We start from the raw sequence: 17,509 nt of genomic DNA, 5'->3' as shown, positions 1-17,509 counted from the left end.
TTCGTATTCCATTTGGCCGCTTTTAAACGCTATTGTTGACTAAACTCATTTGACTACTTTTAAATATCAAAGCAAGTAGTAAAATAAAGCCAGCAACAGCCAATCCCAGCACAGACACGCCTGTCCAGCCAAAATAGGCATAAGCCATTGCAGAAGTTGATGAACCTAATACCCCTCCGATAAAGTACATGCTCATGTATCCGGAAGCAATTCTGCCCTTCAAAGCTGGATCAGACCGATAGATCAGCGTCTGATTAGTAATATGTAATGCTTGAATGGCAAAATCCAAAAGAACCACACCGGCTATCAAAGCCCACAGATGCATGCCACCGATATACAACAACCCCCAGCTACACAAAAACATTAGTCCGCATATTAACGTCATAATATAACTGTATCCCTTATCTGCTGCCCACCCACCTACATTTGAGCCAAATACGCCCAGAGCACCAAACAAACCAAACAAGCCAATCGTGCTCAAACTAAAATGATAGGGTTCATGGCTGAGCAATAAAGTCAGTGGGGTCCACAATATTGAAAACAAACCGAAATCCAACGCGCCCAAAACAGCACGTTGTCGCAATAGTGGTGTATGCCATAACAATTGCCACACTGAAACCAACGTTTGCCGATAATTAAGCGTACTGGCAACATGTTGCACTTTAGGAAGTTTACATTGCAACACCACCGTCATTGCCAGCAACATCACCGCACCCAACACATAAACCATGCGCCAGCCAAAACACTGTGCTACCAAACCAGAAAAAGTCCGCGACAGTAAAATACCCAGCAACAGACCACTCATCAACGTACCGATAACTCGTCCACGAGCCTCAGGCGTCGTCAGACTGGCGGCCAAAGGCATCAAAATTTGCGCCACGGTGCAAAATGTACCGACAAGCAAAAGTCCGCTAACGAAAAGCCAAAGACTCTGCGCCAAAGCAATCAACAAGGCACTTAAAGCCACCACAGCGTACAAAGAAACAATCAGTTTTTTGTTATCTAACACATCACCAAGGGGAACCAAAAAGATTAACCCTAAAGCATAAGCAAGCTGTGTCAGCGTGATGAACATCCCACTGTGCACCACATTTAAACCAAATTGACTGGCGGTCACCTCAATAAGTGGAAAAATAAAATAATTGCTTGCCACAGCCAGACCAATGGCTAGAGCCATCAAAAAAGTCTGTACTGGAGACAATCCTGCATGATCATTCATAAAGCTAAAATCACCAAATAAACACCATCTATTAATAATAGCATTAGGTGATTTTTACAAGGAGACACCATCTAATCTGGCCACAGTATTGATATCTTTGTCACCGCGCCCAGATAAATTAACCAAAATAGTCTCATTCTTAGCCATTTTTGGTGCATTGGCTACAGCCCAAGCTACAGCATGACTGGATTCCAAAGCTGGAATAATACCTTCCTGAAGACAGAGCAAATGAAAGGCTTCCAAGGCAGCTTCATCTCCAATAGCTTCATATTGAACGCGCCCCAGATCATGTAGCAAACCATGCTCCGGCCCGACACCGGGATAATCCAGCCCAGCAGAAACTGAATGAGTTGCCAAAACCTGTCCATGATCATCCTGCATTAGATAACCCCGAAAGCCATGCAACACACCAAGTTGACTACCAGAGCTAATCGGTGCTGCATGCTGCTGACCATTTAATCCTAACCCGCCAGCTTCCACACCCACCAAACGGGTTTCCGGAACATCAATATAAGGATGGAATAAACCGATCGCATTCGATCCGCCCCCAACACAGGCCACAGCCACGTCAGGTTGGCGACCGATTGCTTCTTGCATCTGCATCCGTGCCTCTTCACCGATAACGCATTGAAAATCGCGTACCATTTCAGGATAGGGCATCGGACCGGCTACCGTTCCGATAATATAATAAGTATCATCCACCCGAGCTACCCACTCGCGTAGCGCTTCATTCATGGCATCTTTTAACGTTTTAGAACCTGATTCAACCCCGACAACTTCCGCGCCAAGCAATTTCATCCGGTAGACATTTGGCGCTTGACGTTTGATGTCTTCCGTTCCCATAAATACGGTACACGCCATCCCAAATCTGGCGGCCACAGTCGCAGAAGCCACCCCATGCTGTCCGGCTCCTGTTTCGGCAATAACGCGTTTTTTGCCCATCCGCTGTGCCAGCAATGCTTGCCCGATAGTATTATTAACCTTATGTGCTCCAGTATGATTCAGATCTTCACGTTTAAGATAAATCTGCGCACCACCCAAATGATCAGACAAACGTTTAGCATGATAAACCGGGCTGGGGCGACCCACATAATGTTTCAAATCATACTGAAATTGCGCCCAAAATGCCGGATCGGCTTTAGCTTCATAGTACACTTTTTTTAATTCAGCTAAAGCCGCCATTAAAGTTTCAGATACAAACAACCCACCATGCTGACCAAAAAATCCCTGATCATCAGGATAGTGATAATTTTCCATATTTCTTTCCATTGAACGACCATGCACACACAAAATTAAACCATCGGGGCATATTAACACTTTTTAAATTCATTATCCCGTTCTCACCAACCTGTGACATCCTTCTTACCACAGTCTTCTTAACATCACAATAAGGTTGGCCACAGTAAAACCGCATGGTTTTATTTAGGGATATATAAACCAACCTACCCCCTACAAATTGAACTGTACGTATCAGCATAATTAATCTACATCATGTGACATAAAATCCATCCACCCTCTTATAAACAATAAAATAACCCTTTATCAACCATTTACTGACACAATAGCGCTGAAAATTTGGCGGAAACAGTCTGTTGCCTAATCACCCCAATCATCCTAAAAATTTTTTTCAACCTTTATAAGCATTAAATGTTTACCTTAACTAAATAATATGAACTTGCATTAGTTTAATTAAGATAAGATTTGTTTATTTAAAACAACAACATTGGACTAACTACTTGTAATATTTATTACATCGTTACAAAATTCATTTACTGTCCCATAACCAGATAAATTACAACATATTGATTATTATTGTTATTTATAATTATATTCAAACTATTTGTCATGTATAGGCAAAAATCTATTTTCATTAATTACACAATGCAAATATTAATAGAACATTCAAATATTATAAAAAACATATACATAAACTTATATTTAACAAAATTTATACATAGCATACACTTCATAATAAATTTTACGCTAATACTGTTAAAGTATTAGATGATATTTGTAAAGACAAAAAATGAATACAATTTATAAGATTATCTGGAGTGAGAAACTCAAACAATGGATCGTTACCTCAGAATTAGGTCAACGCACTAAATCAACTTTAAAAAAAGTTTTGCTGGCAACCACCTTAATTGCTTCCTCAACCTATTGCATGGCTGCTCGTTGCGGACAAGAAACACCAGCTAACGCCATTGTTGCCGATAATGGTGCCTATTGCAAAGTAGATCCAAGTATGGGTAGCAGCTTTGAGGGTGTCACAGCGGTAAGGATTATAAAAAAATCAGAGTTAGATTTTACCGACATTGACCATGTTGAGCTTATTTCAACTGCTAATGGCTATGGATTAGAAATGGGTCATTCCCTACGCGGTCCTGACGGCGTTGAAGGTGGGAAAGCAACCTTCCAGAATCTGACAACCACAGCCAGCAGATTTCTAAACTCTCGAGGAATTTATCTAGGGAAAGAAGCCACATTAATTATAAATGGTGATTATAGATCTACTAAAATGGCTAACGGATCGGCCACTGTAGAGTTAGGACACTCTTCTGATACTATGGAGGTCAAAGGAAACACCACGCTAATAACCAATAATGGCAACACCGGCGATGGTACTGATGGTCTGCGTAATTGGGGCAATATCGTATTTGGAGGTAACCTAAATATTGATATTCAAAATAAGGGCATAGCTATTGCTACATATGGCGGCAACATCACTTTAAAAAAAGATACCCACATTAAATATGCTTTCGACAATCCAATATCTTTTAAATATGATAGTACATTTGTTCCAGATTCAGAAAGACTGATTTCTAACTATGGCACAATAACCCTAGATAGCCCTTCAACTAATGCGGCAGTTTTCAATAACGTTCCTACCGGTACAAAATCAACATTTATCAATGAAGATAATGCCAACTTCTATGCCGGACGTCGTGATGCATTTGTTAATGCCGGAGATGGGTCATTAATTATTCATAACAAAGCAGGCAGCACCATAGAATCGATTGATGCCAATATACTGAACAATACTGCCAATGGCACCATCGTAGCGACTAATAATGGATCATTACTTGGTCACATTCACGCCGACAAAGGCGTCATTAATTTAAATAACAATAAAGATGGCTCATTACTGGGTCACATTGATGCCAATCAAGGCACCATTAATTTAACTAATCATGGTCAAATAACTGGTAAAATTGATTCTGGTGACGGCATCATCGATCTGAATAATACCGGTATCTGGGAAAGCACTGAACATTCAACGCTCACTAACGTGACCAATGCTGGCACCATTCTATTCAAACATCCACCTGCCATCACTCGCTCTACTGCTACATTATTCAATCTGGATATCACCGGTAATTACGTCGGCAATAATGGTTTTGTAAAAATGCATACCGTATGGAATGCACCTGGCGATGAACTGGGCGGCAATTCTCAGTCGGATGTGCTGAATATTGCTGGTACAGCTACAGGCAATACAACCATTATTCCCGTTTCTGCCAATGGCACTGAGAATATCATTGATGGCAATGTAAAACAGGTAAAAAAAATTATAAATACCATCCCAGTGGTAAATGTCGCTCAAAGTAGTGCTGATGTCGCTTTCACTGGCACAGCAAAAACCACTGGAGCCACCGAGGCTCAATTAAAAAAACGTACCACAGATGAAGGGAAGGATGAATATTACTGGTCTATCACTGCTGACACAACTGGTCCTGATAAGCCGGTTAAGCCTGTTAAGCCTGAAAAACCCAAGCTAATATACGCCGATGCTGTAGCCGGTTATATCCTTATGCCTCGCGTTAATCTGGAACAGGGATTTGTTAGCTTAGCTACTTTACGCCAACGTCGCGGTGATACATTTGTTGAAGACGGTAAAGGTCGTACTTGGGCTCGTACCTTTGGCAAACATCAGAAACAAGACGGTAAAACTCGCCTCAATCTGGATACCGATATCTACGGTCTGCAAATTGGACATGACTTCTGGAACAGTCAAACCGCCAACAATGGCCTTAACCTTCTTGGCGGTTATCTCTCATACAGCAGAGCCAATACCGATTTCTCTGATCAATACCATGCCAAAAACGGGTTGATTATTGCTGATAAAAAAACCGGCAAAGGCAAATCCGACAACATCAGCTTAGGTCTGACCAATACCTTCTATGCCGCTAACGGTACCTATATTGACTTAGTTGGTCAGCTATCTTATCTGCACAATAAATACACCGCCAATACCGGTTACAACCCTGACAGTCAGGATGGTTGGGGTATGGCTTTGTCTGCTGAAGTCGGTCGTTCTATTCCAATACGCAATTCTAACTGGTCTATTGAGCCTCAGGCACAATTGGTGTATCAATACTTGAACTTAGATAGTTTCAATGATGGTATTCGCTACATCGATCAGAATAATCCCGATGCTTTACGTGGCCGCGTTGGACTGGCTTTATCTTACCAAACTGCTGGCAAATCTGGTCAGAGCACATCCATTTACACCATTGGTAATATCTGGCATGACTTCATCAATCCAAATCATGTGAGCATTGGACGGGACAGCGTGCGTGAGAAATTCAACAACACATGGGGTGAATTGGGTGTGGGGGTTCAGATTCCTGTTGCCAAGCAAAGCAATATTTATGCTGATGTTCGTTACGAACATAACTTTGGCAGCAGCAAACACCAAAGCTTTCAAGGTCATCTCGGGTTGAAAGTAAACTGGTAATACATTAATCAGAGCAATCTTGCCACTAGGTATTTATTTAATAATTTATTTACCTAGTGGTCTTTTTTTACACATTACTCAAACTGTCATTTTTAAAATTTAGTCAGAATATCGGATGAATAATAAAAACAATATTTGATTACTTTCACCAAAAACGTTTGACTATGAGACTTATTAAAACAAATACATTACCAAACCAAACACATTGCATCATTAATACAATTACACCATTATATCTTATACATAATTGATTATTATATTGTAATTTATAAACTATACTCAAATCAGCTAATTCATCTCATTTAAATTGGCCTACAATTATCTCATTTATACTACAACCTATGCATAACTTTGTATATAACTGATAAAAAAGATAATTATTCAAGACATTTGAATATTGTTTTAAATAATATGTTATATTGTTCAATATAATTGAATATTTACATTATTAAATATAGATTAAATTAATTAAGACTAATAAAATAACTAAACTATAACTTAATTAAATTTGTATTTTTTTATACATTATCAAATTAAAGTTTACATTCACATCTTTTAGTTATTAATTTATATTTACTAGAATTAAAACATGAATACCATTTATAAAATTATCTGGAATGAAACTATTAAACAATGGATTGTGACATCGGAATTAGGCAAACGCAGTAAATCCACCTTACAGAAAGTTTTGGTTGCCAGTATCATACTAACCTCGTCCGCTTATTCTTTGGCAAATTGTGGTAGCCGAACTTCAGGTAGTGAAAAATTAATCACGGCTTCCGACGGAAAAAGTTGTAAATTAGATAATAATGCTAACGTTACCATATATGAATTTAAAGGTATTACGCCAATTGTGATTAACAACAATTCAAATGTGGACTTTACCAATTTTGATTCAATCATAGCAACCTCTACAGGTAATGGTTATGGTATTGAGATAGGTCGAAAATCTCCTGGAGGCGAAGCAAGCTTTAATCACTTAGAAGTTGAAGCCAGTAGTTATCAAAACTCTCGTGGGATTATTTTAGGAGAAAACGCTAAACTAACTGTAAACGGTGTTTTGCAAGTTGGTAAAGATCATAACGGCGGTGCCGCTATAGAATTGGAAAGTAATTCCAATACGATGAAAGTTAAAGACCAAGCCTACATCCATACCAATAGTGGTGATAATGGCTACGGCACAGATGGTATACGTAGCATGGGTACGGTAGAATTTCAAAGGCTCTCTATTAAAATTGAAAAAGCTGGTTGGGGTATTGACCTAAGAGGAGGAAATCTAACTTTAGCTGAAGATACATATATAAGTTATGGCCAAACTAATGGCATACGCATGCGAGAAGGAAAAATAATTAACAGTCAATATTTTGCATTAAATACTCATGATAAAAATAACACGAATTCTGCAATTCTTAGCACAGCAGAAGCAGGAAAAGAGACTGAGTTTGTTAATGAAAAGGGCACTGTAGAAATTTATAATTCGGACGGTTTCACCCATACTGGCGCCGGCACATTAAAAATAGTGAATCATTCTGGGGCTGAGATTATCAGTGGAATTGAGGCTGAATCAAATCCTATCTTAAAAAATACATCTGGCGGAACCATTGATAGCAACAATGCGGGTCTATTACATGGAAAAATTGCGGCTGAAGCTGGAGTGATTAATCTGACCAATACCGGAACTTGGCAAACAACAGGCTCCTCCAAATTAACTAATGTCGACAATTCTGGGACGATTGAATTTATTCGCCCTCTTCTTTATTCCACGAAGCATGATTTTTATACCATCGATATCACCGGCAATTACGTCGGCTATAATGGTATTGTAAAAATGCATACCATATGGAACGCACCCGGCGATGAAAATGGTGACAATTCCCAGTCTGATGTACTGAATATTGCCGGTACGGCAACAGGCTCTACAACCATCATTCCCGTTTCTGCCGATGGACATGAGAATATCATTGATGGCGATGTAAAACAGGTAAATAAAGTGATTAATACCATTCCCGTTGTGACAGTAGCTCAAGGAGGAGGTGTTAATGCCTTTACTGGTGCTGCTGAAACCACCGGTATGACCGCGGTTCAATTAGCAAAGCGAACGACCGCAACAGGAGTAGATGAGTATTATTGGTCAATGACCGCATCAAACAATGGTGGCGGTAATGGTAACGGCACTGGTGGTGGTAACGGCACTGGCGGTGGTAACGGCACTGGTGATGGTAACGGCACTGGCGGTGGTAATGGCACTGGCGGTGGTAATGGCACTGGCACAGGTAACGGCACTGGTGGCGGAAATTCTAGCAACAATAAAGGCACACTTATTTATGCCGATGCTGTAGCCGGCTATACCCTTATGCCTCGTGTCAATCTGGAACAGGGATTTGCCAGCTTGGCCACTTTGCGTGAACGCCGCGATAATACTTTTGTGGACAACGGCAAAGGCAATACTTGGGCTCGTACCTTTGGCAAACATCAGCAACAAGACGGCAACCTTCGTCTCAATCTGGAATCTGATATCTACGGTCTGCAAATTGGACATGACTTCTGGAACAGTCAAACCGCCAACAACGGCCTTAACCTTCTTGGCGGTTATCTCTCCTACAGCAGAGCCAATACCGATTTCTCTGATCAATACCATGCCAAAAACGGGTTGATTATTGCTGATAAAAAAACCGGCAAAGGCAAATCCGACAACATCAGCTTAGGTTTGACCAATACCTTCTATGCCGCTAACGGTACCTATATTGACTTAGTTGGTCAGCTATCTTATCTGCACAATAAATACACCGCCAATACCGGTTACAACCCTGACAGTCAGGATGGTTGGGGTATGGCTTTGTCCGCTGAAGTCGGTCGTTCTATTCCAATACGCAATTCTAACTGGTCTATTGAGCCTCAGGCACAATTGGTGTATCAATACTTGAACTTAGATAGTTTCAATGATGGTATTCGCTACATCGATCAGAATAATCCCGATGCTTTACGTGGCCGCGTTGGACTGGCTGTATCTTACCAAGCTAACGGTCAGGCTGAGCAAAGCACATCCATCTACACCATTGGTAATATCTGGCATGACTTCATCAATCCAAATCATGTGAGCATTGGACGGGACAGCGTGCGTGAGAAATTCAACAACACATGGGGTGAATTGGGTGTGGGGGTTCAGATTCCTGTTGCCAAGCAAAGCAATATTTATGCTGATGTTCGCTACGAACATAACTTTGGCAACAGCAAACACCAAAGCTTCCGTGGCAGCATAGGTTTTAAAGTAAACTGGTAACACACTAATTAGAGCAACTTTTGCCACTAGGTATTTATTTAATAATTTATTTACCTAGTGGTCTTTTTTTTTCCATTTCTCAAACTGTCATTTTTAAAATTTAGTCAGAATATCGGATGAATAATAAAAACAATATTTGATTACTTTCACCAAAAACGTTTGTCTATGAGACTTATTAAAACAAATACATAACCAAACCAAACACATTGCATCATTAATACAATTACACCATTATATCTTATACATAATTGATTATTATATTGTAATTTATAAACTATACTCAAATCAGCTAATTCATCTCATTTTAATTGGCCTACAATTATCTCATTTATACTACAACTTATGCATAACTTTGTATATAACTGATAAAAAAGATAATTATTCAAGACATTTGAATATTGTTTTAAATAATATGTTATATTGTTCAATATAATTGAATATTTACATTATTAAATATAGATTAAATTAATTAAGAATAATAAAATGACTAAACTATAACTTAATTAAATTTGTATTTTTTATACATTATGAAATTAAAGTTTACATTCATAGCTCTTAGTTATTAATTTATATTTACTAGAATTAAAACATGAATACCATTTATAAAATTATCTGGAATGAAACTTTCAAACAATGGATTGTGACATCGGAATTAGGCAAACGCAGCAAATCCACCTTACGGAAAGTTTTGGTTGCCACTGTTATACTGACCTCGTCCGCTTATTCTTTGGCAAATTGTGGTAGCCGAACTTCAGGTAGTGAAAAATTAATCACGGCTTCCGACGGAAAAAATTGTAAATTAGATAATAATGCTAACATTAACAAATTTGAATTTAAAGGGATCACGCCAATTGTGATCAACAATAATTCAAGTGTGGACTTTACCAATTTTGATTTAATCATAGCAACTTCTACAGGTAATGGTTATGGTATTGAGATAGGTCGAAGAACATCAGGTGGCGAAGCAAGCTTTAATCGCTTAGAAGTTGAAGCCAGTAGTTATACAAACTCTCGAGGAATTATTTTAGGAGAAAATGCTAAGCTAACTGTAAACAATGGTCTGTTAGTTAGAAAATCCTACAACGGCGGTGCCGCTATAGAGTTGGAAAGTAATTCCAATATGATGAAAATCAATGGTCAAGCCATGATACGGACAGATAGTGGTGATAATGGCTACGGCACAGATGGTATACGTAGCATGGGTACGGTAGAATTTCAAAGGCTCTCTATTAAAATTGAAAAAGCTGGTTGGGGTATTGACTTAAGAGGAGGAAATCTAACCTTAGCTGGATTAGCAGCTATAGTTTATAACAAAAATAATGGCATACGCATGCGAGAAGGAAAAATAACAAACCTTCAACACCTTATGTTAATGAGTCATGACATTAATAATCCGAATTCTGCAATTCTTAGCACGGCAGAAGCAGGAAAAGAGACTGAGTTTGTTAATGAAAAGGGCACTGTAGAAATTTTTAATTCGGACGGTTTCACCCATACTGGTGCCGGTACATTAAAAATAGTGAATCATTCTGGAGCTGAGATGATCAGTGGAATTGAGGCTGAATCAAATCCTATCTTAAAAAATATATCTGGCGGAACCATTGATAGCAACAATGCAGGTCTATTACATGGAAAAATTGCGGCTGAAGCTGGAGTGATTAATCTGACCAATACCGGAACTTGGCAAACAACAGGCTCCTCCAAATTAACTAATGTCGACAATTCTGGGACAATTGAATTTTTTCGCCCTACTAATTACTCCACTAAGCATGATTTTTATACCATCGATATCACCGGCAATTACGTCGGCAATAATGGTATTGTAAAAATGCATACCATATGGAACGCACCTGGCGATGAAAATGGTGACAATTCCCAGTCTGATGTACTGAATATTGCCGGTACGGCAACAGGCTCTACAACCATCATTCCCGTTTCTGCCGATGGACAGGAGAATATCATTGATGGCGATGTAAAACAGGTAAATAAAGTGATTAATACCATTCCCGTTGTGAAAGTAACTCAAGGAGGAGGTGTTAATGCCTTTACTGGTGCTGCTGAAACCACCGGTATGACCGCGGTTCAATTAGCAAAGCGAACGACCGCAACAGGAGTAGATGAGTATTATTGGTCAATGACCGCATCAAACAATGGTGGCGGTAATGGTAACGGCACTGGTGATGGTAACGGCACTGGCGGTGGTAATGGCACTGGCGGTGGTAATGGCACTGGCGGTGGTAATGGCTCTGGCGGTGGTAACGGCACTGGCGGTGGCAATGGCACTGGCGGTGGCAATGGCACTGGCACAGGTAACGGCACTGGTGGCGGAAATTCTGGCAACAATAAAGGCACACTTATTTATGCCGATGCTGTAGCCGGCTATACCCTTATGCCTCGTGTCAATCTGGAACAGGGATTTGCCAGCTTGGCCACTTTGCGTGAACGCCGCGATAATACTTTTGTGGACAACGGCAAAGGCAATACTTGGGCTCGTACCTTTGGCAAACATCAGCAACAAGACGGCAACCTTCGTCTCAATTTGGAATCTGATATCTACGGTCTGCAAATTGGACATGACTTCTGGAACAGTCAAACCGCCAACAACGGCCTTAACCTTCTTGGTGGTTATCTCTCCTACAGCAGAGCCAATACCGATTTCTCTGATCAATACCATGCCAAAAACGGGTTGATTATTGCTGATAAAAAAACTGGCAAGGGCAAATCTGACAACATCAGCTTAGGTTTGACCAATACCTTCTATGCCGCTAACGGTACCTATATTGACTTAGTTGGTCAGCTATCTTATCTGCACAATAAATACACCGCCAATACCGGTTACAACCCTGACAGTCAGGATGGTTGGGGTATGGCTTTGTCTGCTGAGGTCGGTCGTTCTATTCCAATACGCAATTCTAACTGGTCTATTGAGCCTCAGGCACAATTGGTGTATCAATACTTGAACTTAGATAGCTTCAATGATGGTATTCGCCACATCGATCAGAATAATCCCGATGCTTTACGTGGCCGCGTTGGACTGGCTTTATCTTACCAAGCTAACGGTCAGGCTGAGCAAAGCACATCCATTTACACCATTGGTAATATCTGGCATGACTTCATCAATCCAAATCATGTAAGCATTGGTCGGGACAGCGTGCGTGAGAAATCCAACAGCACATGGGGTGAATTGGGTGTAGGTGTTCAGATCCCTGTTGCCAAGCAAAGTAATATTTATGCTGATGTTCGCTACGAACATAATTTTGGCAGCAGCAAACACCAAAGCTTCCGTGGCAGCATGGGTTTTAAAGTGAACTGGTAACACAGTAATCAGTGCAGCTTTGCCACTGGGTATACAAAGAATTAACCGTATACTCAGTGGCATTTTTTATCATTTCAAAAACAATAAGATACTTCAAAAACTGGGAAAATCAAAATATTATAATTTAAATTAATTTTAGTAAATAAAAAAAATAATATTTTTTTCTTAAGCCAAAATTTTTTTTCTTAAATTCCTACTTAAAATAAATCAGCTTCATTCTGGGCATGGCTTGCAGCTCAAAATCTTCATACATGAATTCCTATCCTACTATTATTCACATATTAAAAATTATAAAAAATATATTCTAAACGTATATTAAGTCCCTGTATTTCTTGCATTTTTAATTAATAAAACCTACACTAATTTAGTTTGAGAATTAAATTATGGGTTACCAATTGCCTATCCTTAAATAAATAATTTCCAAAAACACTTTGTACATCAATATCAATCAAGCAGTGGGGAATAGCTATGAACAGAATTTATAGAATAATTTGGAACTCACTATTGAATCAATGGATCGTAGCTTCTGAACTGGCAAAACGTGGCAAAACACACAGCATCAAACCAATTTCTCTGCTGGCTTTAAGTGGTTTAAGTGCTTATGCAATGGCAGATTGTCAGATCAATCCTAACCAAATTATCGTTAACCAAAGTGCAGGTACATATTGCCAGATTAGCGGGGAAGAATATGTAGGGGGTGATGATAACGTTGTGGTTGTTGATAATGAGGGGATGGCAAAATTTAACGCCAATAAGGTTAAGCTGACCAGCACTGGTCAAAATCACGCTTTGCTTGTTGGTAACCCAGAATCTGCCACTGATAAAGGTGGCTTTGTCGATTTTCAGGGTAATTTAACCATTAATTCAGATGCCAATATCAATCCCAATAATACTAAAAAAGATGCTCGGGCCAGTGCTATCGTCCTTGGTAACCTTAGTCACCTAACCATTAATGGTAATCTGCAAATCGATCATCACGATCATACCAATACCACAACATTTAAACCGGGAAGTGCCATTCGTTTGGCCTCGAAAAATCTTTTGAATCCAAGTTCGTTAACCGTCAAAGGAACCACCCAAATTACGTCAAATGGCGATGGAATATTAAATGGTGATGAATCTGATCCTACTAAACGAGGAGGCAAACTTCAGTTTGATGGTGAAGTCAAGCTTAAAACTGAAAATAATGGCATTATTAACCATGCTGGTACCATTATTTTTAAAGAAAATGTTTCGATAAAGAGCACAAATGGCTCTGCCATCAAGCAAGCTCCAGACCATTTATCCAACTCTATCACAAGTGGTATTGTTGCCGAGAAAGATGTCACCTTAGAGTCCAATGGCAATGAAAATACCTTGAATATCTATGGCGGTAATAGCATATTTAAAGGTATTACTATTTTAAAAGCGTCTGGCAATGGAGATACAGAAGAAGCTTCTTCAACAGCCCTATTTGTTAAAGATGGTTTAGTTCAATTTGATAATAATGTAAGCGCAACAACATATTTTCCTACTACTCCGGGTCCTTTTAACCATAGAAATGCCACGGCTATAAAAATCAGAGGTGGAAAAACCATTATTAACAATTCCATAAGTTTCACGAGTAATAGTATGTATGACACAGCTTATGGACTTGATATCTCTGGCGGTGAATTAATTTTGGGAACAGATAACTGGGGAGTAACCAATCAAGCACCTGTAATTAATATGACAAATGGGAAGATATCGGTAACTGAAGACAGTCTGTCGATGAGACTGAATACCATTTCTGCTCAAACCGTCATCAACATATCTGGTGGAGAGTTTACTTTAACAAAATTTAATGACCTAATCTCTCCGGGTATAGACACTAAGGGTATCACTTTATCTGGAGGGAAATTAACATTAAACGGAAACACATTTATTCGTGTTAAAAGCGATTGTCTATCTGTTTCTGGTGGAGAAATAAATTTATTAGAAAATTCGAGCACTAAATTAGAGGCATACTCTGTAGAAAATGGATCAAGTCTGGTTATGTCAGGCGGTAAATTTACTTTGGCAGATAATACAACATTGATAAGTTCCAGAGAGAATGGAATTACCATGACTGGCGGTTTAATCAACTTAAACACATCTACATCCGTACAAGGCGCGCTATATGGAATTTTAATGAGCGGTGGCGAAATCAGACCTTTAGAAGATAGGGATACAGAACTTAACATCACGGGGATTATGAATTCAATTACCATGAATGGTGGTCTATTTACACTTGCTAAAAAATCCACCTTGAATATGAATTATGAGTTTGACAATATTATTGTCAATGGTGGCACTTTGGTTTTCAATGAACTGACTGATATTAGTAGCCAGGAAGGTAATGGTATCAATATGTCTGGCGGTAAGATTTTATCCACCGGTTCGAACCCTACTCTAATCATCAACAATTCCTCTTCTGGCAAGCCGATCAATATTTCTGGTGGTGAGTTTGATTTCAACGGGCAGGCTACGATTAGCAGCCGTGATAACAGTATCTTTATCAGTGGCGGCAAAGCCAGATTTAATGGGATAACCGATATTAAATCTGAACATTTTGTGCCAGTACAAATTGAAAATGGTGAGCTTACGCTATCTCAAAACACCACTATTCATGCCAACAGTCACACTGATGAAGCAATTAGCCTGCGTGGGGGTAAATTAACTCTGGCAGGTACAACCCAATTCGATACGGCTGGTAACCCTTTTATCGTCATGTCTGGTGGCACATTACATACCGCTGGTGAATTAAAGAGCTTTTCTGCCCCTACTCCCGTTTGGATCAGTAGTAATGTGCCTAATGGTGAAACCGCACGAATTATAAACAGCGACAAGCTGGTCATAGACTCCGATGAACATTTAAATGAGGATATGATCAACCATAATGGTGCCGGTACCCTTAACATTACCAATACAGCCACCGGCAACATCACTAAAACAAATGGCTTAATCTTCACCAATTCCTCTACCGGAACCATTGAAGTAGATAATGCAGGTACAATGGTTGGTCAGCTTCATCCTGGCAACGGTATAATCAATCTGAATAATCACTCTTCCGGCATCTGGAAGTTGACCGCTGATTCTGCAATCAACAATTTAACTAATGCGGGTAAAATACAACTCTCTCAGCCTGCATCTATTACCCGCAGCGCGGATGCATTCCATACCTTGACCATTCGTGAAAATTATCATGGACAAAATGGTATTATCGAAATGCACACCATTTGGAATAAGTCTGAGGTCGGCAATGAGCACAGCTCTCAATCAGATAAGCTGATTATTTATGGTCAAGCTGATGGAACGACTACTCTCGTCCCAGTAAAAGACAAGGAAGAGAATATCATTGATGGAAATATTCAGCAGGTAGCTTCAGCTATAGATTCTAATCCGGTAATCTATGTGCATACTAGTGGTGACAATGTCTTTACAGGTATAGCCAAAACCACCGGTGCCAGCGAAGGTCAATTAAAAAAACGTACCACAAATGCAAATAAAGATGAGTATTATTGGTCTATCACCGCTGACACGACTGGTCCTGTTGAGCCTGTTAAGCCTGAAAAACCCAAACTAATATACGCCGATGCTGTAGCCGGCTATACCCTTATGCCTCGTGTCAATCTGGAACAGGGCTTTGCCAGCTTAGCTACTTTGCGTGAACGCCGCGGTAATACTTTTGTTGAAGACGGTAAAAGTCGTACTTGGGCTCGTACCTTTGGCAAACATCAGAAACAAGACGGTAACCTTCGTCTCAATCTGGATACCGATATCTACGGTCTGCAAATTGGACATGACTTCTGGAACAGTCAAACCGTCAACAATGGCCTTAACCTTCTTGGCGGTTATCTCTCCTACAGCAGAGCCAATACCGATTTCTCTGATCAATACCATGCCAAAAACGGGTTGATTATTGCTGATAAAAAAACCGGCAAAGGCAAATCCGACAACATCAGCTTAGGTCTGACCAATACCTTCTATGCCGCTAACGGTACCTATATTGACTTAGTTGGTCAGCTATCTTATCTGCACAATAAATACACCGCCAATACCGGTTACAACCCTGACAGTCAGGATGGTTGGGGTATGGCTTTGTCTGCTGAGGTCGGTCGTTCTATTCCAATACGCAATTCTAACTGGTCTATTGAGCCTCAGGCACAATTGGTGTATCAATACTTGAACTTAGATAGCTTCAATGATGGTATTCGCCACATCGATCAGAATAATCCCGATGCTTTACGTGGCCGCGTTGGACTGGCTTTATCTTACCAAACTGCTGGCAAATCTGGTCAGAGCACATCCATCTACACCATTGGTAATATCTGGCATGACTTCATCAATCCAAATCATGTGAGCATTGGTCGGGACAGCGTGCGTGAGAAATTCAACAGCACATGGGGTGAATTGGGTGTAGGGGTTCAGATCCCTGTTGCCAAGCAAAGTAATATTTATGCTGATGTTCGCTACGAACATAATTTTGGCAGCAGCAAACACCAAAGCTTCCGTGGCAATATTGGCTTTAAAGTGAACTGGTAATGTAACACTCCTCGATACTGCGCCAAAGAGAATACCATGAATATCCGTATGCTCTTTGGTCAATTTCACCCAAATGTCATAGTAGTTATCCATATACTACATAAACTAAATAATAGATAAATTAATTTAAGTAAAGTTTATAAAATGTTGTCTGATTTTATCGAAACTTTAAATTTAATAAATATATAGATTGAGTGATCAAGTTTGTATTCTGGGTATAGCTCTGAGCACAAAATAATTTCCAATTAGTTCTGAATTTAATAATCATTCACATATTAAAAATTAATAAAACAACATCCATAATGAATATTAAGCATTTGTATTTATTGTATTTTTATTTGACAAATCTTACACTAATTTAGTATTTGAAGTTGATTTTATGTTATCGATTGCAAATTTCGAAACATAAAGTGA

Annotated in this window: 6 protein-coding genes; 4 read left to right on the top strand and 2 right to left on the bottom strand. The window is 39.5% G+C overall.

Going from position 1 to position 17,509, the window contains the following annotated elements:
* Positions 1–22: 22 nt before the first annotated feature.
* Together J3U68_RS01810 and trpB are read right to left on the bottom strand one after the other, a co-directional pair.
* Complete coding sequence (locus J3U68_RS01810) at positions 23–1,219, bottom strand: MFS transporter (RefSeq protein WP_267373967.1); 1,197 nt, start codon at positions 1,217–1,219, stop codon at positions 23–25.
* A gap of 54 nt (positions 1,220–1,273) precedes the next feature.
* On the bottom strand, positions 1,274–2,476 hold the full coding sequence (gene trpB, locus J3U68_RS01805) for a tryptophan synthase subunit beta (RefSeq protein WP_267373965.1): 1,203 nt from the start codon (positions 2,474–2,476) through the stop codon (positions 1,274–1,276).
* 769 nt (positions 2,477–3,245) lie between these two features.
* Here trpB and J3U68_RS01800 point away from each other — a divergent pair.
* The 4 genes from J3U68_RS01800 (at position 3,246) to J3U68_RS01785 (ending at position 17,095) form a co-directional block, all read left to right on the top strand.
* On the top strand, positions 3,246–5,957 hold the full coding sequence (locus J3U68_RS01800; RefSeq protein WP_267373963.1) for an autotransporter outer membrane beta-barrel domain-containing protein: 2,712 nt from the start codon (positions 3,246–3,248) through the stop codon (positions 5,955–5,957).
* 589 nt (positions 5,958–6,546) lie between these two features.
* A complete protein-coding gene (locus J3U68_RS01795) occupies positions 6,547–9,237 on the top strand; it encodes an autotransporter outer membrane beta-barrel domain-containing protein (protein WP_267373961.1) in 2,691 nt (896 codons plus the stop codon).
* A 589-nt stretch (positions 9,238–9,826) separates the two neighbouring features.
* Positions 9,827–12,553, top strand: coding sequence for an autotransporter outer membrane beta-barrel domain-containing protein (locus J3U68_RS01790; RefSeq protein WP_267373959.1), 2,727 nt, complete (start codon positions 9,827–9,829; stop codon positions 12,551–12,553).
* A 468-nt stretch (positions 12,554–13,021) separates the two neighbouring features.
* A complete protein-coding gene (locus J3U68_RS01785) occupies positions 13,022–17,095 on the top strand; it encodes an autotransporter outer membrane beta-barrel domain-containing protein (protein ID WP_267373957.1) in 4,074 nt (1,357 codons plus the stop codon).
* The last annotated feature ends 414 nt before the right edge of the window (positions 17,096–17,509 follow it).

It is taken from the genome of Snodgrassella sp. B3882, assembly GCF_026535915.1.
In the GTDB taxonomy this organism is placed as follows: Bacteria; Pseudomonadota; Gammaproteobacteria; order Burkholderiales; family Neisseriaceae; genus Snodgrassella.
Note: the sequence above shows the minus strand (reverse complement) of the source record. Positions and strands in the feature narration are given on the sequence as shown.